The organism is Janthinobacterium sp. MP5059B, assembly GCF_001758645.1.
GTDB lineage: Bacteria > Pseudomonadota > Gammaproteobacteria > Burkholderiales > Burkholderiaceae_D > Janthinobacterium > Janthinobacterium lividum.
The window spans coordinates 183,166-206,814 of the sequence record NZ_LRHX01000002.1 but is presented as its reverse complement, the minus strand read 5'-3'; the positions used below and the strand labels follow the sequence as shown (position 1 = coordinate 206,814).

Annotated in this window: 20 protein-coding genes and 1 pseudogene; 12 read left to right on the top strand and 9 right to left on the bottom strand. The window is 61.8% G+C overall.

What is annotated here, in order from left to right; all coding sequences use genetic code 11:
- The first annotated feature begins 234 nt into the window (after positions 1 to 234).
- Positions 235 to 2,901 (top strand): DNA topoisomerase III, encoded by a 2,667-nt coding sequence (locus JAB1_RS01610; protein ID WP_034784739.1) that lies wholly within the window; start codon positions 235 to 237, stop codon positions 2,899 to 2,901.
- A 62-nt stretch (positions 2,902 to 2,963) separates the two neighbouring features.
- Here the strand turns inward: JAB1_RS01610 and JAB1_RS01605 are convergent, their stop codons facing one another.
- From JAB1_RS01605 to JAB1_RS01590, 4 genes are all read right to left on the bottom strand, one after another.
- On the bottom strand, positions 2,964 to 3,689 hold the full coding sequence (locus JAB1_RS01605; RefSeq protein WP_070278286.1) for a hypothetical protein: 726 nt from the start codon (positions 3,687 to 3,689) through the stop codon (positions 2,964 to 2,966).
- Between the two features lie 74 nt (positions 3,690 to 3,763).
- Positions 3,764 to 5,188 carry an alkaline phosphatase gene (locus tag JAB1_RS01600; protein WP_071653279.1) on the bottom strand — a complete coding sequence of 475 codons (1,425 nt, stop codon included), beginning with the start codon at positions 5,186 to 5,188 and terminating at the stop codon, positions 3,764 to 3,766.
- Positions 5,189 to 5,217: 29 nt separating this feature from the next.
- Positions 5,218 to 6,618 carry an alkaline phosphatase gene (locus tag JAB1_RS01595; RefSeq protein ID WP_070278384.1) on the bottom strand — a complete coding sequence of 467 codons (1,401 nt, stop codon included), beginning with the start codon at positions 6,616 to 6,618 and terminating at the stop codon, positions 5,218 to 5,220.
- A 165-nt stretch (positions 6,619 to 6,783) separates the two neighbouring features.
- The gene (locus JAB1_RS01590) at positions 6,784 to 7,473 is read right to left on the bottom strand and encodes a hypothetical protein (protein ID WP_254671936.1); all 690 of its coding nucleotides are present in this window, start codon (positions 7,471 to 7,473) and stop codon (positions 6,784 to 6,786) included.
- 99 nt (positions 7,474 to 7,572) lie between these two features.
- Between JAB1_RS01590 and JAB1_RS01585 the strand changes: the two genes are divergently transcribed.
- The 5 genes from JAB1_RS01585 (at position 7,573) to JAB1_RS01565 (ending at position 12,235) form a co-directional block, all read left to right on the top strand.
- The gene (locus JAB1_RS01585) at positions 7,573 to 8,490 is read left to right on the top strand and encodes a LysR family transcriptional regulator (protein WP_139144408.1); all 918 of its coding nucleotides are present in this window, start codon (positions 7,573 to 7,575) and stop codon (positions 8,488 to 8,490) included.
- An 88-nt stretch (positions 8,491 to 8,578) separates the two neighbouring features.
- Positions 8,579 to 9,448: an MBL fold metallo-hydrolase gene (locus tag JAB1_RS01580; protein WP_034784744.1), complete on the top strand. Its 870-nt coding sequence runs from the start codon at positions 8,579 to 8,581 to the stop codon at positions 9,446 to 9,448.
- 20 nt (positions 9,449 to 9,468) lie between these two features.
- Positions 9,469 to 10,125, top strand: a complete 657-nt coding sequence (locus JAB1_RS01575) for a DsbA family protein (protein ID WP_070278282.1) — start codon at positions 9,469 to 9,471, stop codon at positions 10,123 to 10,125.
- Between the two features lie 92 nt (positions 10,126 to 10,217).
- On the top strand, positions 10,218 to 11,681 hold the full coding sequence (locus tag JAB1_RS01570; RefSeq protein WP_070278280.1) for a catalase: 1,464 nt from the start codon (positions 10,218 to 10,220) through the stop codon (positions 11,679 to 11,681).
- Positions 11,682 to 11,851: 170 nt separating this feature from the next.
- On the top strand, positions 11,852 to 12,235 hold the full coding sequence (locus JAB1_RS01565; protein WP_070253828.1) for a hypothetical protein: 384 nt from the start codon (positions 11,852 to 11,854) through the stop codon (positions 12,233 to 12,235).
- A gap of 52 nt (positions 12,236 to 12,287) precedes the next feature.
- Here JAB1_RS01565 and JAB1_RS01560 read toward each other — a convergent pair whose 3' ends face one another.
- The 4 genes from JAB1_RS01560 to JAB1_RS01545 form a co-directional block, all read right to left on the bottom strand.
- Entirely contained in the window at positions 12,288 to 15,866 is a 3,579-nt protein-coding gene (locus tag JAB1_RS01560; protein ID WP_070278382.1) for a M1 family aminopeptidase, read from the bottom strand.
- Positions 15,867 to 15,876: 10 nt separating this feature from the next.
- Complete coding sequence (locus JAB1_RS01555) at positions 15,877 to 16,770, bottom strand: ABC transporter ATP-binding protein (protein WP_034784750.1); 894 nt, start codon at positions 16,768 to 16,770, stop codon at positions 15,877 to 15,879.
- Between the two features lie 170 nt (positions 16,771 to 16,940).
- A complete protein-coding gene (locus JAB1_RS01550) occupies positions 16,941 to 18,137 on the bottom strand; it encodes an ABC transporter permease (RefSeq protein ID WP_034784752.1) in 1,197 nt (398 codons plus the stop codon).
- 3 nt (positions 18,138 to 18,140) lie between these two features.
- Positions 18,141 to 18,959, bottom strand: coding sequence for an ATP-binding cassette domain-containing protein (locus JAB1_RS01545; RefSeq protein ID WP_230523112.1), 819 nt, complete (start codon positions 18,957 to 18,959; stop codon positions 18,141 to 18,143).
- Positions 18,960 to 19,068: 109 nt separating this feature from the next.
- Here JAB1_RS01545 and JAB1_RS01540 point away from each other — a divergent pair, with 109 nt between their 5' ends.
- Both JAB1_RS01540 and coq7 read left to right on the top strand, forming a co-directional pair.
- Positions 19,069 to 19,500, top strand: coding sequence for a hypothetical protein (locus JAB1_RS01540; protein ID WP_034784755.1), 432 nt, complete (start codon positions 19,069 to 19,071; stop codon positions 19,498 to 19,500).
- An 85-nt stretch (positions 19,501 to 19,585) separates the two neighbouring features.
- A complete protein-coding gene (gene coq7, locus JAB1_RS01535) occupies positions 19,586 to 20,230 on the top strand; it encodes a 2-polyprenyl-3-methyl-6-methoxy-1,4-benzoquinone monooxygenase (protein ID WP_035824568.1) in 645 nt (214 codons plus the stop codon).
- Between the two features lie 160 nt (positions 20,231 to 20,390).
- On the opposite strand, the gene JAB1_RS01530 is transcribed toward coq7, so the two are convergent.
- Complete coding sequence (locus JAB1_RS01530) at positions 20,391 to 20,819, bottom strand: OsmC family protein (RefSeq protein ID WP_070278278.1); 429 nt, start codon at positions 20,817 to 20,819, stop codon at positions 20,391 to 20,393.
- A gap of 225 nt (positions 20,820 to 21,044) precedes the next feature.
- On the opposite strand from JAB1_RS01530, the gene rplM reads away from it, so the two are divergent.
- The 4 genes and pseudogenes from rplM to JAB1_RS01510 all read left to right on the top strand — a co-directional run bounded on the left by rplM (position 21,045) and on the right by JAB1_RS01510 (position 23,576).
- Positions 21,045 to 21,473 carry a 50S ribosomal protein L13 gene (gene rplM, locus JAB1_RS01525; protein ID WP_010393282.1) on the top strand — a complete coding sequence of 143 codons (429 nt, stop codon included), beginning with the start codon at positions 21,045 to 21,047 and terminating at the stop codon, positions 21,471 to 21,473.
- 9 nt (positions 21,474 to 21,482) lie between these two features.
- Positions 21,483 to 21,879, top strand: a pseudogene (gene rpsI, locus JAB1_RS01520) (30S ribosomal protein S9).
- A 179-nt stretch (positions 21,880 to 22,058) separates the two neighbouring features.
- Positions 22,059 to 23,096, top strand: coding sequence for an N-acetyl-gamma-glutamyl-phosphate reductase (gene argC / locus JAB1_RS01515; RefSeq protein WP_034784759.1), 1,038 nt, complete (start codon positions 22,059 to 22,061; stop codon positions 23,094 to 23,096).
- A 90-nt stretch (positions 23,097 to 23,186) separates the two neighbouring features.
- A complete protein-coding gene (locus tag JAB1_RS01510; protein WP_034785332.1) occupies positions 23,187 to 23,576 on the top strand; it encodes a polymer-forming cytoskeletal protein in 390 nt (129 codons plus the stop codon).
- Positions 23,577 to 23,649: the final 73 nt, after the last annotated feature.

Sequence of the window (23,649 nt, the reverse complement as noted above, 5' to 3'; positions counted from 1 at the left end):
GCCACCCCCTTTACCATGTGCTGCACCAGCGCGCTCGCCAGCCTGTTGTGTTTGCGCTTGCGCATTCTTGCTTGCAGATAACTTGCCGAATTCTTCAATAGGCGCTTATCATTGGCCGCTTGACAAGACCACAAGTCACACGGCCTTGCGCAGACAAAAGCGTCGGCGCCTGGCAATGCACTGTATGATGCGCATGCTGAAACTATCCTAGAGCATTTTTCGAGACTAAAAAATATGACAAAAACCCTCATCATCGCCGAGAAGCCTTCTGTCGCGAACGATATCGCGAAGACGCTTGGCGGCTTCACCAAGCACGATGAGTACTTTGAATCGGATGAATACGTCCTGTCGTCGGCGGTCGGCCACTTGCTGGAGATCGCCGTACCGGAAGAATTCGACGTGAAGCGCGGCAAATGGAGTTTCGCGCACTTGCCGATGATTCCACCGTATTTCGCGCTGAACCCGATCGCCAAGACGGAAGCGCGCCTCAAAGTATTAAACAAGCTGATCAAACGCAAAGACGTTACCACCCTCATCAACGCATGCGATGCGGGGCGCGAAGGCGAGCTGATTTTCCGCCTGATCGCGCAGAACGCGAAAGCCAAGCAACCGGTCAAGCGCCTGTGGCTGCAGTCGATGACGCCGGGCGCCATCCGCGACGGTTTTTCGCACCTGCGCAGCGACGAAGAAATGCTGCCGCTGGCCGATGCGGCCCGCTGCCGTTCGGAAGCCGATTGGTTGATCGGCATCAATGGCACGCGCGCCATGACGGCGTTTAATTCGAAAGAAGGCGGCTTCTATCTGACCACCGTGGGCCGCGTGCAGACGCCGACCCTGTCGATCGTGGTCGAACGCGAAGATAAAATTAAAAAATTCGTGCCGCGCGACTTCTGGGAAGTGCGCGCCGAATTCGTCTGCGCGGCCGGCATCTATGAAGGCCGCTGGCTCGACACGAAGTTCAAGAAGGACGAGAACGACCCCGAGAAGCGCGCCGAGCGCCTGTGGAGCAAGACGGCTGCCGACTCGATCGCCACCGCCTGCCGCGGCCGCCAAGGCATCGTCACGGAAGAGTCGAAACCGACCACCTCGATGGCGCCGGGCCTGTTCGACCTGACCAGTTTGCAGCGCGAAGCGAACTCGCGTTTCGGCTTCTCCGCCAAGAACACCCTGGGCCTGGCCCAGGCGCTGTATGAAAAGCACAAGGTGCTGACGTATCCGCGTACCGATTCGCGCCACCTGCCGGAAGACTACATGCCGACCGTGCTGCAGGCGCTGGAAACGGTCAAGGACAACAGCAACTACCACCAGTTCGCCAAGCAGATCATCGACAAGGGCTGGGTCAAGCCGAACAAGCGCATCTTCGACAACACGAAGATCTCGGATCACTTCGCGATCATCCCGACGACGATCGCGCCAAAGAACTTGTCCGAGCCGGAACAGAAGCTGTACGACCTCGTCACGCGCCGCTTCATGGCCGTGTTCTTCCCGCCTGCGGAATTCCAGGTCACCACGCGCTACACGGAAGTGTCCGGCCATCAGTTCAAGACTGAAGGCAAGGTCATGACCAATCCGGGCTGGCTGGCCATCTACGGCAAGGAAGCATCGACGGACGCGGACAAGGAAAGCAATGGTAACGGCAATCTGGTGCCGGTCGCCAAGGGCGAGAAAGTACAGACAGAAAGCGTCAACGCCAACGGCCTGGTCACCAAGCCGCCTGCGCGCTTCACGGAGGCAACGTTGCTGTCGGCCATGGAAGGTGCCGGCAAGCTGATCGACGACGACGAGCTGCGCGATGCGATGGCTGGCAAGGGCCTCGGCACGCCAGCGACGCGCGCGGCCACCATCGAGGGCTTGCTGACGGAACGCTATCTGATCCGTGAAGGCCGCGAACTGATTCCGACGGCGAAGGCGTCGCAGCTGATGACCTTGCTCAAGGGCCTGGGCGTCAACGAATTGACGGCGCCGGAGCTGACGGGCGAGTGGGAATACAAGCTGTCGCAGATGGAAAAAGGCAAGATTTCGCGCGAAGAATTCATGCGCGAAATCGCGCAGATGACGCAAATCATCGTCAAGCGCGCCAAGGAATACGATAACGACACGATCCCGGGCGACTACGCGACGCTGGAAACGCCGTGCCCGAATTGCAGCGGCGTGGTGAAGGAAAACTACCGCCGTTTCGCCTGCACCAAGTGCGAATTCTCGATGAGCAAGACGCCGGGTTCGCGCCAGTTTGAAATCGCCGAAGTGGAGCAATTGCTGAAGGACCGCACCATCGGCCCGCTGCAAGGCTTCCGCTCGAAGATGGGCCGTCCGTTCGCGGCCATCCTGCGCATCGTGCGCGATGAAGAGATCAAGAATTTCAAGCTGGAATTCGATTTCGGCCAGAACGACGAGAGCGAAGATGGCGAAGGCGTCGATTTCACGGGCCAGACGCCCGTGGGACCTTGCCCCAAGTGCAACGCCGGCGTGTACGAAATGGGCCTGGCCTATGTGTGCGAACACAGCGTGGCCAAGCCGAAGACGTGCGATTTCCGCAGCGGCCGCATCATCTTGCAGCAGGAAATCTTGCCGGAACAAATGGCAAAACTGCTCAACGATGGCAAGACGGACTTGCTGCCGGGCTTTGTTTCGCAGCGTACCCGCCGTCCGTTCAAGGCCTTCCTCGTGCGCGGCAAGGATGGCAAGGTGAGCTTCGAGTTTGAAGAGCGCAAGGCCAAGCCGGGCGCGAAGACCAAGGCGGCAGCCGTCGAGGCCGAAGGCGAAGAAGGCGCGGCGCCAGCGAAGAAGACGGCCGTCAAGAAAGCGGCAGCCGTCAAAAAGGCGCCAGCCAAGAAAGCCACGGCCGTGAAAAAGCCGGCCGCCAAGAAGGCGCCGGCGAAGAAGGCGGCAGCGGCGGAGTAATCCGGCGCCAGCCAAACAAAAGCCAGGGATGTCCCTGGCTTTTTTTACGTCCTGAGGATAGATTAGTCCAGATAGTCGGAATACTCGCGCTGCGCGTAGTTCTGCAAATTCGCCCACGGCTGCGCCTTGCTGACGGTCGGCTGCAGCTTGACGTCGACCCGGCGATAGAAGGTATTCGCGCGGTCGCCGCTTTCGATGATCAGGGGAATCTGCTTTTGTTCATCCCACAGGATGCGCTGGAACACGCCATTCTTTTCCACTTCGCGCCAGCGCGCGCCCGTCACGTTCGATGCCTGTTTCGACAGCGGCATGGCAGCCACCAGTTTCGGGTCCAGCAGATAGAAACTGTTTTCCCAGGAGCCGTCGAAATTGACGTTTTCGTATTCCGCTTTCGGGATCGCCACCACCACCTTGTCATGCGCATCGATGTATTCCACGCGCACGGTGTTCTTTTCCAGCATCACGTGGCGCGGTATCAGCACGGGATTGAAGTGCTTGTGTTTATGCTGCGTGGCCTTCAGCGCCACTTTGGTGTTGTCGCCGTGCTTGTGGCCCGCATGTGCATCGGTTGACGGCGCCAGCACGCGCTCGACCCACACGTGGCCGGGGCGGCGCAGCATCTTTTCTTCGTAGCGGCTCTCGCGCGTCACGCCTTCCGGCGTCAGGACGCGGCTGTAATAGGTGATGCCCAGGTCCAGGTCGGCAGGAGCGGACGGCGTGGCAGGAGCGGCTTGCGCGCTGGCGGCAAAGCCGGCGGCGAGGAGGATGGCGATCAGGGACGATTTCATGGTGTTGCCTTTACGTGCAGAGGGGCGGAGGGCATACGCCATCCGCCCCGGTGGGGTTGCCGTGTTGATGTGGATCAGAAGCCGAAGGCCGCCTTCAGCAAGTCAAACACCTTGGTATTGTCCAGGGTGCCCTTGAAGGTCTTGGAGCCGGCGCCCGTGGCCAGCAGCTTGACGTCGCCGCCGCCGTGGGTTTCGCTGGCCAGGCGCACGCCTGTTTCCTGCAGGTAGTTGTCTTTCAGGGCCGTGGCGCTGTCGACATTGCTGCGCAGGGCAGGGCGGTTCGGGCCGTTGCCGAACACCAGGGTGGTGTAGGTATTGCCATCGGCATCCTTGCTCGGCTGGTTATCCTTGTAGCCGCGGTTGATGTCGAGGATATGGTTGCCGCGCTTGCCGTAACCGTTGAAGGCCAGGGTATGGTCATGGTCGGCCGTGACGACGATCAGGGTATTTTCCAGCTTCGGATCGGTTTCCCGGATCTTGCCGATGGCTGCCTTGATGGCGTCGTCGAAGGCGATGGTGTCCGTCAGCGCGCGCTTGGCATTGATGCCGTGCAAGGCGTGGTCGATGCGGCCGCCTTCGACCATCAGGAAGTAGCCGTTGGCGTTCTTCGACAGCAAGTCGATGGCTTTCAGCGTCATTTCCGACAGGCTAGGCTGGGTCGCGCCTTCGCCCAGCGGTGGCGTGGCCGTGCGGTCCAGTTCATATTCCAGGTGACTGCGCGTGCTGTACAGGCCGATGAATTTCTTGCCGCTCGGCGCTGCCGCCATTTCCGCTTTCGTCGCGGCCACGGTGTAGCCCTTGGCGGCAAATTCCGTCAACAGGTTGCGGCCATCGGCGCGGCCATACTTGTTGCTTGCCGACCAAGGCGTAAAGTGGTTGCGGCCGCCACCCATCAGCACGTCGACGCCATCGCCCAGGGCTGCGTTGTAGCCCGCGCCGCCTGGCGCCGTTTGTGCGGCGATCGCGTATTGCGCATTGCGGTTGCAGATGTGCGAGAAGGTCGTCGCCGGCGTGGCGTGCGTCAGTTCCGTGGTGGTGATGGCGCCCACGGCCTTGCCCTTGGCCTTTGCCAGTTCCAGGATGGTCGGCGCGCTCTTGCCGCCGGCCGGGCAATTGTCCACGCCCAGGTTGCCGTTGGCATCGCGGCTGGGTTCCTTGGCGATCGTGTCCTGCGCCATCGAGATGACTTCATTGTTCATCTTGACGCCGGTCATGTAGGCGGCCATCGATGGCGCGCTGTCCGTCGTTTGCGCATCGTTCGAGAACGTCTTGATGCGCGCCGTGCGTTCCAGCGTGTCCATCGTCAGGCTGCCATCTTCCTTGTACTGGTAGATGCGCGCCGCCGTCACGACGGACGGGCCCATGCCGTCGCCGAGGAAGAAGATGACGTTCTTGGCGTCGGCGGCGTAGGCGCTGGCAACGCTGGCGGCCACGAGCGTGGTCAGCAAGGAGAGTTTCAGGGCCGATTTCAGTACGGCGGGTGTCGATGCAAGTTTCATGTGCTTGTCCAATTCTTGTCTCTTGGGGATTACAGACCGCCGGCGGTCTTGACCAGGCCGAATACTTTGGTGTTGTCGATGGTGCCGAGGAAGGTTTCCGAACCCTTGCCGATGGCGCCCAGGAAGACGTCGGTGCCGCCGTGGGTTTCATTGCCCGCCGTGGTGCGGATCACCGCTTCCTGGTGGTAGGTGTTGGCGCTGGTGACGGTTTCATCGAGGCTGGCCATGGCGGCGCGGCTCGACTGGGTGCGGTTTTCGCCATTGCCGAAGCCGATGATCGAATACGGTGCGCCATCGAGGTCTTTCTCGACCGCGCCGGTCACGTAGTTCTTCACCACGCCCAGCACGCCAGGGTTGCCGGCAGCCGTCTTGCCCGTGCGCTTGGCGTAGCCGTTCAGCACCAGGGTGTGGTCATGGTCGGCCGTGACGACGATCAGGGTATTGGCCAGGGTCGGGTCGGTGAGCTTGGCTTTCTCGATGGCCGCCTTGATGGCGTTATCGAATGCGACGGTATCTTGCAGCGCTTTCTTGGCCGTGGTTTCGTGCAGCGCATGGTCGATGCGGCCGCCTTCGACCATCAGGAAATAACCCTTCTTGTTCTTGGCCAATACATCCATGGCCTTGGTGGTCATTTCCGCCAGGCTCGGTTCCTTGGCGGCATCGCGGTCCAGGTCGTAGCTCATGTGGCTGGACGTGAACACGCCGAACAGGCGCTCCGTCTTGGCCGCATCGACGGCCTTGAAGTCGGCGCCCGTGTTGGCGACCGTGTAGCTCTTCGCTTTCAGTTCGGCGAGCAGGTCGCGTCCGTCGGAACGCTTGCCGCCATCCTTGAACGGCTTGAAGAATTGCGCGCCGCCACCGAGGACCACGTCCAGGCCGGCAGTGCCCAGCGCGCTGTTGTAGCCCGTGCCGCCAGGCACCAGGGCCGCGGCGATATCGTTTTCCAGGTCGCGGTGGCAGATGTGCGAATAGGTCGCGGCCGGCGTGGCGTGCGTCACGCGCGCCGTGCTGACGACGCCGGCGGCAAAGCCCTTGGCCTTGGCCAGTTCCAGCAGGGTGGTAGCGGGCGTGCCGTTGCCGGTGCCGCATTTGTTGACCAGCTTGTTGCCGTTCGCATCCGTGCCCGGATCAATGGCGACCGTGTTGGCCGACATCGAGATGACTTCATTGTTCATCTTGACGCCCGTCATGTAGGCGGCCATCGATGGCGCGCTGTCCGTCACTTGCGCGTCGTTCGAGAACGTCTTGACGAAGGCCGTTTCCGGCAGGGTGTCCATGGTCAGCGCACCCTCTTCGCCCACCGAATAGATGCGCGCGGCCGTCATGGTGGTCAGGCCCATGCCGTCGCCGAGGAAGAAGATGACGTTTTTCGGCGGTGCTTCAGCCACTACCTCTTCTTTTTTGGCGTCGCTGCCGCAGGCGGCCAGCATCAGGGTGATGGCGACGCTGCAGCCAGCGACGGAAATTTTTCTGCGTGTCATGTGGTTCATCCGGCTAGGTTTGAAAGAGCTAGCAAGATAACAATCCAATGTGACGCCCTCATGACGCTGTGACACATTTGGCCACGCCGGTGCGCGTCCGCCTGGCGTGTTGTTTTAGCGCACGTCCTCGGTGGAAAAGTACACCGTGCCGCGCAAGCGGGCCGTTGTTCCCAGCTGCGCGCGCAGGGCCGCTTGCAAGTTGGCGGCCGGGGTTTCCTGCACGCCCCGCTTGGCCGCTACGATGTCGCCATGCGGCGCCCGCGCAGGGCTGGTCCAGGCGACGATATGTTCGAAATCGGGGCGGCTGTCGATGCGCTTGACGAGGAAGCGCTGCATGCCGTCACCCACCTGCAGATAGCGCGCGCTGGCGTGTACGGCGGGTGCCGGCGACAGCTGGCGCATCAGCAGGACGCGCTCGACGATGATGGCGGCAGCGCCGTAGCCGGCTTCGGCTTTTCCAGCCTTCTCGAAGTGCCCGCGCACCACCGTCGCGCGGAACTGGCGCAGCGGCAGCGGCGCGGCGGGCAGCAAGCGCGCCAGCTCGAAATGTTCCGGTTCGAGGGTCCACAGCGCCGTACGGCCATCGAGCTGCTGGCGCAGCCGCGCATCGAGGGCGGGGTCGGCCAGCCGTACTTGCAGCACCACCTGGTAATCGTGCGGCGCATGGAACATCGGCAGGTGCGAGGCGTACAGCCCTTGCTTGCCGCCAAACAGCACCATGCCGTGCAGGCCCCAGGTCGGGGGCGCGGCGTGGGCAAAGCTGGAGGCGAGCAGAAGCAGGGACAGGAAGAGGGTGCGCAGCATGGGTTTCATCGATGAGTTGGAATGGCACGATGATAGAGGCGGTATCATGCACGGTACAGCAACCATTTTTCACCTTTCGTGTCCCATTTGGAAATCATCATGCACATGAGCCTTGCCGACCTGCGCGTGTTTTGCAGCGCCGCGCGCCAGCCGACCCTGGGCGCGGCGGCGCTGGAATTGCACCTGACGCCATCGGCCGTGTCGAAAGCCTTGCGCCGCCTGGAGGGGGACATGGGCGCGCCCCTGTTTGACCGGAGCGGCAAGCAATTGCTGCTCAACGACAGCGGCCGTTTGCTGCTCGAGCGTGCGCGCACCTTGCTGGCGCTGGCCGAACAGGCGCGCCTGGACGTGATGGGCGAACGGGGCGCCATCGCTGGCCGCATCGCCGGCCCTGCCTTGCTGCTGTGGCGCCACGCGGAGACCCTGGCGGCGGCGCTGGACGCCTATCCGCAGGCCAGTGTGCGTTTGCAACCGGCTTTCGAGGATGCGGCGCTGGCGGCCCTGGCGCGCGGCGATTGCCATGCGGCACTGGTGACGCAGGACGCCATCGCCCAGCGCGGCGCCGACTGGCCTGCCACCTGGCACAGCACGGCGCTGGGCAGCATGCGTATGCTGCTGGCGGCCGGGCGCGGCCATGTGCTGGCGCGCGGCGTGCCGGCAGCCTGCGCATCCGTGCGCTGCGCCATGCAGGACGTCTTGCCGCATGCGTTTGCCAGCCCTGCCCACTCCCTGCTGTGCGGCGAGGAGCGGGGTCGCCATGCCGATGGCTGGCGCGGGGTGGCCGGGCGCACCATCCGCTACTGGAGCGACGATGTGCAGCTGCTGCTGGGCTATGTGCAGTCCGGCCGGGCGCTGGCCTACCTGCCCGACTTCGCCGTGCGCGCGCACGATTTGCTGCAGGTCGAGCTGGCCGGCAGCGTCGATTGCAGCGAACAGGTGCTGCTCGTGTGGGATGGCGCGCTGGCGGGGCAGTGGCTGCATGCATTGGCGCGGCAGCTGTCTATTCATCCGAAATAAGCAACAAACTATTGCGCTTTAATGGGTTTTTCTACCGGATTGAGCAACGTAAGATGCATGCATCCCAATCATTTTGTGAAGGCACAGCATGTTCTCCAAATCCATCAGCAGCGTTCTTGTTTCCACCCTGTTTGCCGCCGGCGCCGCGTCGGCCGCCGCCAGCGCTCCCTTGACCCTGGAAGTCTTCAACCCGGGCGAAGCGGCCATCTTCCCTGTCGCTTCCGTGCTGGTTGCGGGCAAGCATGACGCCGTGCTGATCGATGCGCAATTCTCGCGCGCCGAAGCGCAAAAGCTGGTGGAGAAGATCCGTGCCAGCGGCAAGAAACTGACGACCGTGTACATCAGCCACAGCGATCCCGATTTTTACTTTGGCCTCGACGTGATCAAGGCCGCTTTCCCGCAGGCGAAAATAGTTGCCACGCCGGAAACAGTCGCGGAAATCCGCCGCAAGGCCGACGCCAAGGTCGGCTACTGGGGGCCGATCCTGAAAGACAATGCGCCGAAAAGCATCGTCATTCCCGAAGCGTTGCAAGGCAAGCGCATCAGCCTGGAAGGCCAGTCGCTGGATATCGCCGGCCCGACGCCAGCGCGCACCTATGTGTGGATTCCATCGATCAAGGCCGTCGTCGGCGGCGTGGTACTGTTTGGCAACTTGCACGTGTGGACAGCCGATACGCAAAGCCTGCAATCGCGCCAGGACTGGCTCAAGACACTGGACGGTATCGCCGCCCTGAAACCCGTCACCGTCGTGCCCGGTCACTTCAAGGTGGGTTCGCCCCTGACGCCGGACAGCATCAGTTTTACGCGCGACTATTTGGTGACGTTTGAAGCGGAAACGGCCAAGGCAGCCAATTCGGCCGCCCTGATCGAAGCGATGAAAATGCGCTATCCGAAGCTGGGCCTTGATGGCGCCCTGGAAACGAGCGCCAAGGTGGCCAAGGGCGAAATGAAATGGTAAGCGGCAACAAGGAGTCAAGCATGCCCACACTGCATTACATTTTCGACCCCCTGTGCGGCTGGTGCTACGGTGCCGCGCCGCTGGTCGAGGCGGCGCGCGCCGTGCCCGGACTGACGGTGGCGTTTCACGGCGGCGGCATGATGACGGGCAGTAATCGCCGCCAGATCACGTCCGCCTGGCGCGGCTATGTGCTGCCGCACGACCGGCGCATCGAGCAATTGTCGGGCCAGCCCTTCGGCGACGCCTACGTCAATGGCTTGCTGAACGACACGACGGCCATGCTGGATTCCGAACCGCCGATCACGGCCATCCTCGCGGCCGAATCGCTGGCCGGCAAGGGCCTGGACATGCTGCAGCGCGTGCAGCGCGCTCATTACGTGGACGGCTTGCGCATCGCCGACCTGCCCGTGCTGGTAACCTTGGCGCAAGAGCTGGGCATGGATGGGACGGTATTCCAGGCCGCGTATGCGCAACAGGCGGGCGCTGCCACGCAACGGCATATCGATGCCAGCCGCGCCTTGCTGGCGCAGGTGGGCGGGCAGGGCTTTCCCACGTTCGTGCTCGACGATGGCAGCGGCACGCTGTCCGTGATCGATATCGGCGGCTTTTTGGGCCAGCCCGCGAAGTTGCAGGCGCAACTGGGTGGCGTGTGCGATGCGCAAGGGTGTGCATTGTAAATAACTATCGATTCGATAAAATCAATTAACTTTTCCTTTGTCGTTGACCTCGTTACACTGCTTCCATTAGTCAACAACGAAGGAAAAGCAGCATGAGCCAACAGCCGCCATTCAGTACCGCCTCGGGCATCCCCGTCGCCGACAACCAGAATTCCATCAGCGCCGGTCCCCGTGGCCCGCTGCTGCTGCAAGACTTCCACCTGATCGAAAAACTCCAGCATTTCAACCGCGAGCGCATCCCCGAGCGCGTCGTCCACGCAAAAGGTTCGGGCGCCTACGGCACTTTTACCGTCACGCACGACATTTCACGCTACACCAAGGCCAAGCTGTTCAGTGAAGTGGGCAAGCAGACGGCCACCTTCGCGCGCTTTTCCACCGTCGGCGGCGAACGCGGCAGTGCAGACACTGAACGCGACCCGCGCGGCTTCGCCGTGCGCTTCTATACGGAAGAGGGTAACTGGGACCTGGTCGGCAACAACACGCCCATGTTCTTCATCAAGGACCCGATCAAGTTCCCCGATTTCGTCCACACGCAAAAGCGCGATCCGCAAAGCAACCTGAAATCGGCCGAGATGATGTTCGATTTCTGGAGCCATGCGCCGGAAAGCCTGCACCAGGTCACCATGCTGTTCTCGGACCGCGGCACGCCGGATGGCTACCGCCACATGGATGGCTTCGGCAGCCACACGTATAGCCTGATCAATGCCGACGGCCAGCGCGTGTATGTGAAATGGCACTTCAAGACGCGCCAGGGCATCAGGAATCTGCCTGCTGCGGAAGCGGGCCGCCTGGCCGGCGCCGACCCCGATTATGCCCAGCGCGACCTGTTCGGCGCCATCGAACGCGGTGACTTCCCCCAGTGGGAAGTCAAGCTGCAGGTGGCGACGCAGGAGCAGCTCGATGCATGGGAGCAGCGCACGGGCTGGAACCCGTTCGACCTGACGAAAGTGTGGCCGCATGCGGACTTCCCGCTGCTGCCGGTAGGCATCTTCGAGTTGAACCGCAACCCGGACAATTACCACGCGGAAGTCGAGCAGGCGGCCTTTTCGCCGGCCAACGCCGTGCCGGGCATGGGATACTCTCCGGACAAGATGCTGCAAGGCCGGCTGTTTGCCTACCACGACGCCCAGCTGTACCGGGTCGGCACGAATCACCAGCATCTGCCCGTGAATGCGGCCCGCTGCCCCTTCCATAACCAGCAGCGCGACGGCGGCATGGCGATCCACAATGGCGGCGCGGCGCGCAACTATGCGAACGTGGCGGCGGCGGGCACGCAACCGCAAGGCCTGGGCCATGGCGAGGGGGCGCTGGCGCTCGATGGCGGCGCGGCGCGCTACGATGGCCGCGGCGTGGAAGACGACTTTACGCAGGCCGGCAATCTGTTCCGTTTGATGTCGGCACAGGCCAAGCAGAACCTGTTCGATAACCTGGCCGGTCCCTTGAGCCAGGTGCGCGCGGAAACATTGCAACGTCAGTTGGGCCACTTCGACCGGGCCGATGCCGCCTACGGCGCCGGCGTGCGCGCCGCCCTGCAGGCGCGTGGCGTGACCCTGTAAGCGTGTATTGCAGGCGGAACAAGCTGGTTCCGCCTGTTGTTGATCCAGCACAAATTAGAGATGAATACCAAATATTGCCGTATGGACATATTTGCCGCCCATGCGTAGACTTGTCGGTCTGATGATCGCGCCGTCTTCCTGGCGGCGCCCTGACTAGAAAGTCTTGTAATATGAATATGGCGAAGCTGTCGGTGCATGGGGACGACCCCACGCTCAAATCCATCCTTGAAGTCTTGCCCACGGATCCGGAACGGCAATGGCGCAAGGGCGAGGCGAAGGGCGCGGGCCGCGTGCATCTCGATTCCGGCTTCGAGGTGCTGATCGCGCAGGCATCCAAATCGCAAGTGTTGCCCTCGCGCATACGTAGCTACCTGGCCGAATGCCGCTCGCGCGGCGTCAGCTTCAGCATGCCGCGCATCGTGGCCGAACTGCAACTGGAGTTGAATGGCGACGATACGCTCGATGCGCCGCTCGACCTCTCGCTGGCCGACATGCAGCACCTGACGGAAATGGGCATCAGCCTGAGCCTGGTAACGCGTTCCGCCGCAGCCTGATGAGCGCCTGACACTTAAAAAATGGCCACCTGTTCAGGGTGGCCATTTTTTGTCATGCTTCGGCGATGTCGACGGTGACCATATTGTCGTCCGGCTTGCGGTCGATCAGCTTGTTGTCGGGATCGATGCCCGCCTTGTCTGGGCGGCTGCCGACGATGACGGTATAGCTCGCTTCGCGCTTCGTCATGCGCAGGCGTTCGCGCAGCAGCGGATGGCCATTCGCGTCGTCGACGCCGATCTCGATCCAGTCGTGCAGGGGCGCGTCGTGTTCCTCGCCCTGTTCGCCGGCCGTCAATTTGCTCGCCTGCACCTTGATGGTGACGGCGTACTTGCCGTCGCTGCGTTTCGTGGCCGTGGCCGACAGGGCGCGGTTGTCGAACAGCACGATTTTCTCGAACAGGTCGTCGATCAGGTAAGCCTGTTCGGGCGGCGCGACCTGGCGCAAGCCGGCAATCAGGGCTGTCACGCTCGCATACGGCGGGCCTTTCTGGCCATAGGTCTTGAGCAAGTCGCGCAGCACGCCGTTGACCTTGTCTTCGCCGATGATGTCTTGCAGCAAGTACATGGCCAGGCTGCCCTTGTTGTAGTGGATATACGCCTGGTTTTCATTCTCGGCCAGCGGCAATTCCTTCTTGCGCTCTTCGCTACGTCCCATCAGGTATTGATTCAGGTCATAGCGCAGGAAGCGGCGCATCTTGGCCGGCCCCACGGTTTTCTTCATCACCATCAGGGCCGAATATTCGGCCAGGGTTTCGCTGAGCACGGTAGCGCCGCGTGTATTGCCCCCCACCAATTGATGCGCCCACCACTGATGCGCCACTTCATGCGCCGTGACGTAGAACGGATAGTCGATGTCTTTCGGGTTCTTGTCGTCCACCTTGGCGATGAAGCCCAGCCCTTCCGAGTATGGAATCGTGTTCGGGAACGATTGCGCAAACGTGGCGTAGCGGGGGAACTCGACGATGCGCAGAATCTTGTGCTGGTAGGGGCCGAAGTTTTTCGTGTAGTACTCGAGCGCTTCTTTGCTGCCGCGCACGAAGCGGTCCAGATTGTATTCATGGCCCGGGTGGTAATACACGTCGATGGCCACGTCTTGCCAGCGTTCGTGCCTGACGGCGTAGCGGGCCGACTGGAATGCGTAGAAATTCAGGATCGGCTGCTCCATCGTGTAATGGAAGTAATGGCGGCCCTTGGCGATCCAGTCGTTGTCCAGCATGCCCGGCGCGATGGCCGTCTGGCCGTCGACGGTGCTGACGGTGGCGTCAAAGTTGATGCGGTCGGCGTCGTTGCTGACGTAATTGTCGGCCAGTCCCCGCGCATCGTCGCGCGGCAAGGCCCGTTCGCGCGCGGGCAAACCGTGTTTCTTGCGGTCGCGCGGGTCCGTCAATTCCTGCTGCGGCTGGTAGCCGATGTGCGGCAGCACGGCATTCGTGAAGAAGGTGCCGTTGGCCACCACGGGCGTGTCCTGGCCCAGGCCGAAGATGCCGCGCGGCGCATAGCGGACGTCGAAATCGAGGCCCAGGGTGGCGCCCGGCGCCAGCGGCGCGGCCAGGCGGTAGCTGTAAAAGCCCAGCTTGCCGTCATCGAGGCCGGGATGCACGCGGGCGTCGAAACGCAGGCGCATGGTGGAAGTCGGATCTTGCTGCACAAAAATGTGGCTGATCGGCAGGCTGGTCTTGTTTTGCAGCACATAGCGGCCCGTGACGGCCAGGGTGCGCTGCGCCGGATAGATGGCCACGTCGAGTTTCACGTCGGTGATTTTCGGCTGCGGCGTGGCGGCAAACTTGCGGTACTGGCGCTCGACACTGGCGCGGTCCGCATCGCGGGCGAATTCGGACTTGTAATCGTTGGCCACGTGGAAGACGTAGAACAGCACGGCGCCGGCGCCGACGAAGATCAGGGCGCCGCCGGCAAAACTGGCCAGCACGCCTTGCGTCAGGCCGTGGCGCGCCAGGCGCAGGCGGATGCGCCAGCTGTCTTGCGCGCCGCGGGGCCAGAACAGCAGCGACAGCACCGTCAGCATGACGGCCGCGCCGCTCCAGTACAGCAAGTACCAGCGCTCGCGCAACAGATAGTGGCCGGCGCCGTTCATGGCCGAATACACGAAGTCCGGCGTGTTGCCGTACAGCAGCAGCGGGTCGCCCAGGCCCAGCGAGGAAAAGCTGATGCTGGCGATGTGGTACAGAATCATGGCGAAATACGCCAGGTACTTGTGGTTGATCAATACCTGCAAAAAGATGGCCAGCACGGCGATCAGCGCGTAGGATGGCAAGTGCGACAGGAACAGCGATTCCAGGTACAGGCCGGGGTCGAGGCGGTAATAGCCCTTGAAGACCTGAATCGACATGCCGCACAGCATGATGACCAGACTCAGCAGAGCTTGCAGGCCGACCAGCGCAAACAGTTTCGACAGCAGGGGCAGCCAGTTCGGCACGGGCAGGGCGTCGAGCATCTGATACGTACCCGCTTCCCGTTCGCGCCACACCAGCTCGCCCGCGTAGAAGGTGGTAATGATCAGCATGAACAGGGCGAACGAAGCGTTGACCATGTCCAGCACCTTTTCCGTCACCGGATAGGTATTCGTGCCGTAGATGGAGCCCATGTCCAGCGCGCCCGCATACATGGTCAGCACGCCGGCCAGCACGATGACGACAAAATAGATGTTCTTGATGGTTTCGCGCAAGTTCAGCCAGCTCATCTTGACGAGCAGGGCGGCCAGGCTGCGCTGCGCGAAGTCCGGTGTTTCCTGCGTGGACAGCGAAGCGTTCGACAGGCGCAGCGGGACGTCGCCCTCGCTGCGGCGCTTGCCGGCGCCCGCGTCCGTCGTGGCGTGGAACTGGAAGCGCCAGTAGCCGAGCAGCAATGCCACCAGGGCGAGGCCGGACCAGATGGCGCGGTTCAGCAGGTACACGCCTTCCAAGGTCACCAGGCGCGTGTTGCGCTCCGCGTTTGGCCAGTATTCCGTCAGGCGTATCAGCGCCGTCGTGCCGAAAGGATCGATCAGGGCGGCCAGGGTCTTGTAGTCGAGGTCGCGCGCCAGCGATGGGGCCACCAGGTAGCCGATCAGCATGACCACCGAGCTGATGTATACAGGCAGCATGCGCCGCGTCAGGGCCGCGATGACGAAAAAGATGGCGCCGAAGATGAACAGGTTGGGCAGCAGCGTAAACACATACGGCATCAGGTAGGCCAGCGCCCGTTGCGGCCCCAGCCGTTCCGGATCGATGCCGGGCAGCCAGGCGCCCAGCCAGGCACCGATGACGATGCTGGAAAACACCACGGCCAGCACCAGGTAGGCGCCGAGGAAGCGGCCGAAAACATACTGGTATTTCCTGATCGGCGCGCTGAAGAAGAAATGCTGCATGCCGTATTCGAAATCCTGCTGCACCGAGCGGCCCATCATGGCGGCCACCACCACGGCGCCGAAGCAGCCCAGCAGGCTGCACGTGAACGCCAGCGAGCGGGGCGCGTTGATCAGGAACTTGCCGCCGAAACTGATGCTCGCTTCCTTGAAGACGCCGCCGGCGGCAGCCATCCACAGCATGGCCAGCGCCAGAAACATGGCGAAATACACCCAGGTGGACAGCAGCTTGAGCCGCTGTCGCGCTTCAAAGCGTGCGATGGCAAGCATGGCCGTCCCCTCAGTCGCACTGCGGGGCGACGCGGTGGCGCCCGGCAATGGTGGCGAAATACAGGTCTTCCAGGTCGCCGATGGCTTCCTCGAAGCCATCGCCCGGGTCGTCGTCGCTGTAGACGTGGATCAAGGTGCGGCCCGACAGCAAGCGCGTGGAAATGACGGCGTGGCGCTGCTGGAAGCTGGCCAGCTCCTTCTTCTCGACAAAACGCGCCCAGATCTTGCAGCTGACTTCGTCGATCAGTTCCTGGGTCTTGCCGCACAGCAGCAAATGGCCCTTGTTGATGATGGCCATGTTGGCGCACAGGTCGGCCACGTCGGACACGATGTGGGTCGACAGGATCACCGTCTTGTCTTCGCCGATGTCGGACAGCAGATTATGGAAGCGCACCCGCTCCTGGGGGTCGAGGCCGGCCGTCGGCTCGTCGACGATGATCAGTTTCGGGTCGCCCAGCAGGGCTTGCGCGATGCCGAAGCGCTGGCGCATGCCGCCGGAAAAGCTGCCCAGGCGCTGGTGGCGCACGTCGAACAGATTGGTTTGCTGCAGCAGGCCATCGACGACCTCGCGCCGGCGCGCCCGCTGCGACAAGCCTTTCAAGGTGGCGAAGTGGTCGAGCAGCTCGTAGGCCGTCACTTTCGGGTACAGGCCGAAGTCTTGCGGCAGGTAGCCCAGCATGCGGCGGATCTCGTCCTTGTCGTCGAGCACGTCGTAGTCGCCGAAGAAGATGGAGCCGGAATCGCATTCCTGCAAGGTGGCCAGGGTGCGCATCAGGGTCGACTTGCCGGCGCCATTCGGGCCCAGCAAGCCAAACATCCCGGGCGGTATCGTCAGCGACACGTTATCCAGCGCCGCCACGCCATTCGCGTAGGTCTTCGACAATTTGCGAATCTGCAATTCCATACAACTCCTAACTCATGCGTTGCAGCCCGATGGTGCAGGGCTTCTCTATGCTGGCATTGTATTGAATTTAAGACGTACTGGGCAGTTACATGCGATACACGGCATTTTCGCGTGGCCAGAGTGCAGATGGGCGGGGTGGACGGCACCCCGTTTCACCCTGGCTGGCGTGTCTAGTTGCGGAACAATACGGATTCCCGGTTGAACCACCAGCGGCACAGCATCAGCAGGGCGCCCGCGATCACCGTGGTCGAGGCCAGGATCACGCCGAACATGCGGTAATCCATGGTGCCCTTGACCAGTTCCTTCATGGCCAGCGACACGTTAGTCAGCGGCACCATGGCCCACATCCAGTTCAGCTCGACGCCGGGCAGCATGGCCGCCACCGTGGGCAGGATGACGAACAGCATCAATGGCGTGATCATGCCGGCCGCTTCCTTGTAGCTTTTCGCGTAGATCGAGATCGACAGCAGCAGCGAGGCGAAGATGGCGGCTGTCGGTACCAGCATCAGGGTCACCATGGCCAGGTCGGGCAAGCCGATGCTGCGTACCATGACGGCCATGTTGCCTTCCAGCGAACTGCCGAAGATGGCCAGCAGGGCGCCCATGCTGCCCACCATCAGCACGGCCGAGGTCATGCCGACCGTAAACAGCACGAGGAACTTGGCCAGCACGATGGCGCTGCGCGGCACGGGCGCCAGCAGCAGGGTTTCCAGGGTGCCCCGCTCCTTTTCGCCGGCGCCCAGGTCGATGGCCGGGTACATGGCCGCCGTCAGACACACCATCAGCAGCAGATAGGGCAGCATGCCGCCGACGATGGCGCCCATCTGCTCGCGTTCGTTGGCCGTCGATTGCTTGTCGAGCACGATAGGATTGAGGGCAAAGGCCAGCTGTGCAGGACTCAGGTTCAGGGCCGACAGCGTCCCTTCGCGCAGGCTGGCGTTATAGGTTTCGACGATCTCGCGCACCCGCTGCTGGGTCACGTCGACGGTGCTGGCGCTGTTGTAGTGCAGCACCACCTTGGCTTGTTGCTGTTGCTGCAGCGCCTCTTCGAACCGGGGCGGAATGACGACGGCAAACTTGATGGTGTCGTCGCCGATGGCGCGGCGGATATCGCCCTCGCTGGCCAGCGGCACTTCGCGCAGGTTGTGCTGCTGGGTAAAACGCGCGCTCAAGCCCGGCGAATGGTCCTTGCCGAACAGCGTGTAGCGCATTTCCGCCGTCTTGGCATTCTTGAACATATTGTTCGAGACATAGGCGAAGCCGCCAAAGATCAGCGGCATGGCAAAGATGGGGATGAGAATGGTGAAGATCAGCGTCTTGCGGTCGCGCGTGAGTTCCAGCAACTCTTTCAGATAAATGGTCCACATGGCTCAGGCTCCCTGGTTGATGACGCTGACAAAGGCGTCGTACAAGTCCGCGCTGCCGCCCAGGTGGCGCAGTTCGTTGACCGTGCCATTGAAGGCGGTGGTGCCGCGGTTGATGATGCAGACGCGGTCGCACAGCTTTTCCACCTCGTGCAGGTGGTGCGTGGAAAAGATCAGCGGCACGCGCAGCGCCTTGTAGCTGGCGATGAAGTCGAGCAGGATCTTGGCCGACATCACGTCCAGGCCCGTCGTCGGTTCGTCGAGGATCACCACCTGCGGCTCGTGCACGACGGTGCGGGCGATCGCGCACTTCTGTTTCATGCCCGTCGACAACTGATCGGCCCGCTTGCCGCCGTATTCTTCCATCTGCAGAAGTGCAAACAGTTCGTCGCAGCGGCGTTTCAGCTTGTCGGCCGGCATGCCATGCAGGCGGCCGAAATATTCCACGTTCTCGCGCGCCGTCAGGCGGCCGTACAGCCCCGTCGAGCCGGACAGGAAACCGATGCTCTGGCGCGCCACCAGCGGCTGGCGCAGCACGTCGACGCCGTTGACGAGGGCGCTGCCCGCGTCCGCTTGCAAGGCCGTCGACAGCAGGCGCAGGGTGGTGGTCTTGCCGGCGCCATTCGGGCCCAGCAGGCCCAGCACTTCGCCGGGGGCGCAGCTGAAACTGACGTCGCGTACGGCGTGAAACCAGCCTTCATGTTCGCGCGGATCGCTGACGTGCACGCCCTTGCCCTTATGGGGCGGCAGGCGAAAACGTTTTGCCAGGTGCTTGACTTCAATCATGTGCTTCATCCATTCGACGGTGAAGAACGAGAGTAGCATGCAAAAAATGTAACTTGCAAGGTGGAAATATCGTTTGGTCTATTGAAAAAAACAGCATCTTCATGCAAGCTGGCCCGGTGGGCGCCGGCGGACGGCGCGGGAGAGCGCAATGCAAACGATCGATCAGGCGATGCAGGACAAGGTACTGGCCGTGGCGCGCGCCGGCATGACCAGTGCCGAAGCCATCGGTTTCTTCCGCGTCAGCCTGGGGCTGTACTACCTGGCCGGCCTGATGACGGAGGAAACCCTCGATTTCAAGCAGATCGACGCGAAGTACAACCGTTTCATCTACCACTCGATAGGTGGCGGGCACAGCATCGCCAGCGTGCTGCAATTCATGAGCGGCGAGAAAGTCTTGCGCGTGCTGCAATCGGAGCGTTTTCGCGCCGCGTTTGCCGAATACTGCCCGGACATCCCCGTCGACAGCATTTCTTTCCTGATTTCACTGAACCTGGGCGTGGCGAAAAGCCTGTCCGGCCTGGATGCCGTCGGCCCCGTGGTGGACTGGATCGAGCAGGAAAAAGCGCGCACAAGTCAATAAAGCCCCGTTCACCCTGCGCGCAGCGTGGGGACGGCTGGCCCTGATCGTCCTATAATTCATGTTTTCCCTTACATGAATAGCCACGATGACCGCGAACCGCCATTTTGACCCCCTGGATCGTTTGATTGTTGGTGCCGACAAGGCCCTGCGCGTCATGGCGGGCGTGGCCTCGGCCTCGCGCCCCACGCCGGCCGCGCATGCGCCCGATGCGGAGCTGAGCCCGGCCGAGCAGCGCCACAGTGCCGGCTTGATGCGCGTCAACCATGTGGGCGAAGTGTGCGCACAAGCCCTGTACAACTCGCAGGCGCGCTATGCGCACAGCCCGGCCATCCGCGCCCAGTTCGATGAAGCGGGACGCGAAGAGGAAGACCACCTGGCTTGGACGGCGCAGCGCCTGACGGAGCTGGGCTCGCGTCTGAGCCTGCTCAATCCCCTGTGGTATGCGGGTTCGTTTGCGCTGGGCACCATCGCCGCGCGCATGGGCGACGGCCGCAGCCTGGGTTTTGTGGTGGAAACGGAACGCCAGGTGGAAGCGCACCTGGCCAGCCACTTGCAGGAATTGCCGCCGCAGGACGCCAAGTCGCGCGCCATTGTGAAACAGATGGCCATCGACGAAGTGGAGCACGGCGCCGCCGCCCAGCGGCTGGGCGCCATCGATACCCCGGCGCCCGTGAAGGCGCTGATGGGCATCATGGGGAAGGTGATGACGAAAACCGCGTATTACATTTAAAACAAAGGCGCTCTGAAGAGCGCCTTTTTTATGCATGCCTGAGCCGTGAAACGCCTGACAAAACCGTAGCGAGCGGAAGGGAGAGGTGGTCGAGAAGCGCAGCCGTGCTAGAGCACGGTGAGCATCGCAGGCCGCCTATACCGACGCGCAGTAGGTTTGGTCAGGCGCTTTCTTCGATGATCTCGAAGGAATGGGTGATTTCGGCCGTCTTCGCCAGCATGATCGACGCCGAGCAATATTTGTCATGCGACAAGGCCACGGCCCGTTCCACGGCCGTCGGTTTCAGGGCCTTGCCCCGCACGGTGAAGTGGAAGTGGATCTTGGTAAATACTTTCGGGTCGGTGTCGGCGCGGTCGGCCTTCAGGGTCACTTCGCAGCCGCTGACGGCTTCGCGCCCGCGTTTCAGGATCAGCACCACGTCATAGGCGGTGCAGCCGCCCGTGCCCAGCAAGACCATTTCCATGGGGCGTGGCGCCAGGTTGTGGCCGCCGCCATCGGGCGCGCCATCCATGGTCACCAGGTGGCCGGAACCCGTTTCTGCCCGAAAACTCATGCCCGACGGGCCATTCCAGCTGACTTTGCATTCCATCGTACTCTCCGAAAATTGTAAGCGTTTTGTATTGTAATAGAGGAATGCCTGTCCATGTGCCGCCCGCTGGCCCGCAGCCGGCCTCGATTGCGGCTTGACGCGGCAAGGCAAAGCCGCTTATACTTGTCGGCTTTCCGTTCGCTCAGGAAAAGTAAATAAGGCAGAGTCCGCACGGCAGCATCGGCGGAACCACCATTTGAGCGTGTAATCTATTAGGAAGTCAACATGAAAACATTTTCCGCTAAAGGACATGAAGTCCAGCGCGATTGGTTCGTGGTTGACGCGACGGACAAAGTCCTCGGACGTGTTGCCAGCGAAGTGGCACTCCGACTGCGCGGCAAACACAAACCAGAATTTACTCCTCACGTCGATACCGGCGACTTCATCGTCGTCATCAACGCAGGCAAACTGCGTGTGACCGGTACCAAAGCTACTGAGAAAATTTACTACCGTCACTCTGGTTATCCAGGCGGCATCTACGAAACCAACTTCCAGAAAATGCAACAGCGTTTTCCAGGTCGCGCGCTTGAGAAAGCGGTCAAAGGCATGCTGCCTAAAGGCCCACTCGGCTACGCAATGATCAAGAAGCTGAAAGTGTACGCGGAAGGTTCCCATCCGCACGCTGCTCAGCAACCTAAAGCACTTGTTCTCTAAGGAACTGACATGATCGGTAATTACAATTATGGAACCGGCCGTCGCAAAAGTGCAGTGGCTCGGGTTTTTATCAAAGTTGGCACAGGCTTGATCGTTGTTAACGGCAAACCAGCAAACGAATACTTTTCGCGCGAAACGGGTCTGATGGTCATCCGTCAACCACTGGAACTGACCGGCAATGTCGAGCGTTTCGACATCAAAGTCAACGTCCATGGCGGCGGTGAGTCGGGCCAGGCTGGTGCAGTTCGTCACGGCATCACCCGCGCTCTGATCGACTACGATGCAGCGTTGAAACCGGAACTGGCGAAAGCCGGCTTCGTTACCCGCGATGCACGTGAAGTCGAGCGTAAAAAAAAAAGTTGGTCTGCGCAAAGCACGTCGCGCAAAGCAATTCTCGAAGCGTTAATTTCTACGCTACAGCACCTTCCGGGGTGCTGGTCGAAAAGCCGCTGGACTTCGGTCCCGCGGCTTTTTTGCATTTCAGCGGGATGCGCCGTTGCGCTGTAAAATACGCGAAAACCCGCAGGGGCAGCGTTTCCCCTCTTCTTTATGCAATCTTATGCAATCTATACACAAGGAAAGAACATGATCAAAGTTGGCATCGTCGGCGGCACTGGATACACGGGCGTGGAGTTGCTGCGCTTGCTCGCTACCCATCCAGATGTCGAGTTGACGGCGATTACTTCGCGCAAGGAAGATGGCTTGCCCGTTGCCGACATGTATCCTTCCCTGCGCGGCCATGTGAAACTGGCGTTTTCCTCGCCGGACAAGGCGAATCTGGAACAGTGCGACGTGGTCTTCTTTGCCACTCCGCATGGCGTTGCCATGGCGCAAGCACCAGCCTTGCTGGCCGCCGGCGTGAAAGTCATCGACCTGGCTGCCGATTTCCGCCTGAAAGACCAGGCCAAGTTCGAGCAGTGGTACAAGATTCCCCATACGGCTCCCGAGCTGATCGAACAGGCCGTGTATGGCTTGCCGGAACTGAACCGCGAAGACATCAAGCAAGCGAAGCTGATCGCCAACCCCGGTTGCTACCCGACCACCATGCAGCTGGGCTTTTACCCGCTGCTCAAGGCTGGCCTGGTCAACGCGGGCGGCTTGATCGCCGACTGCAAGTCGGGCGTGTCGGGCGCCGGCCGCAAGGCGGAAATCGGCATCCTGTTCTCGGAAAGCAGCGACAGCTTCAAGGCCTATGGCGTGGCCGGCCACCGTCACCTGCCGGAAACGACGGCGCAATTGCAGCGTTTCACGGATGAGAAAGTGGCGCTGACCTTCACGCCGCACTTGGTGCCGATGATCCGCGGCATGCATTCGACCCTGTACGCGCAGCTGAACAAGGATGTCAGCAATGAAGAATTGCAATCCTTGTTCGAAGAGCAATACAAGGATGAGCCTTTCGTCGACGTGATGCCGTTCGGCGCGCACCCGGAAACCCGCTCCACGCGCGGCTCGAACATGCTGCGCCTGGCCTTGCACCGTCCCGAAGGCGGCAATACCGTCATCGTGCTGGTGGTGCAGGACAATCTGGTCAAGGGCGCGTCGGGTCAGGCCGTGCAGTGCATGAACTTGATGTTTGGCTTGAAAGAAACGGCCGGTTTGCAACACATCGCCCTGTTGCCGTAATTATCGGCGCCGCTGCTTGCGCGGGTCCGGCGCCTTTTTGCCGGACCTGTGATAAATTGGACTGCCACGTACCCCGACAGGATGACGTTCATGTTCGAGCGCAATGCGAAAAACCCCATCGACACCCTGATCGGTGCTTCCACGCGGATCGAGGGCGACCTGCTGTTTTGCGGCGGCTTGCGCATCGATGGCCATGTGCGCGGCAACGTCACGGGCGAGCCGGGCGAGCCCACGTATGTGGTGCTGGGCGAGGCGGGCCGCATCGATGGCGAAGTGCGCTGTTCGAGCCTGGTCGTCAGCGGCGAGATCAATGGCCCTGTGTATGTGTCGGAAATGCTTGAAATCCAGCCAAAAGCCCGCATTGTAGGAGAGGTCTATTACAAAGTGCTGGAAATGCACAGCGGCGCATTGGTGCAAGGCAAGCTGAGCCGGCACGACAGCGCCGACCCCGTGCTGCACCTGGCCGTATCGGAAATGTGAGCAGGAACAACACCGTCCAGCCGCATCAGCGGCGGCCGCAGCGCGAGTTGCGCCAACAGTCTATAATGACTTA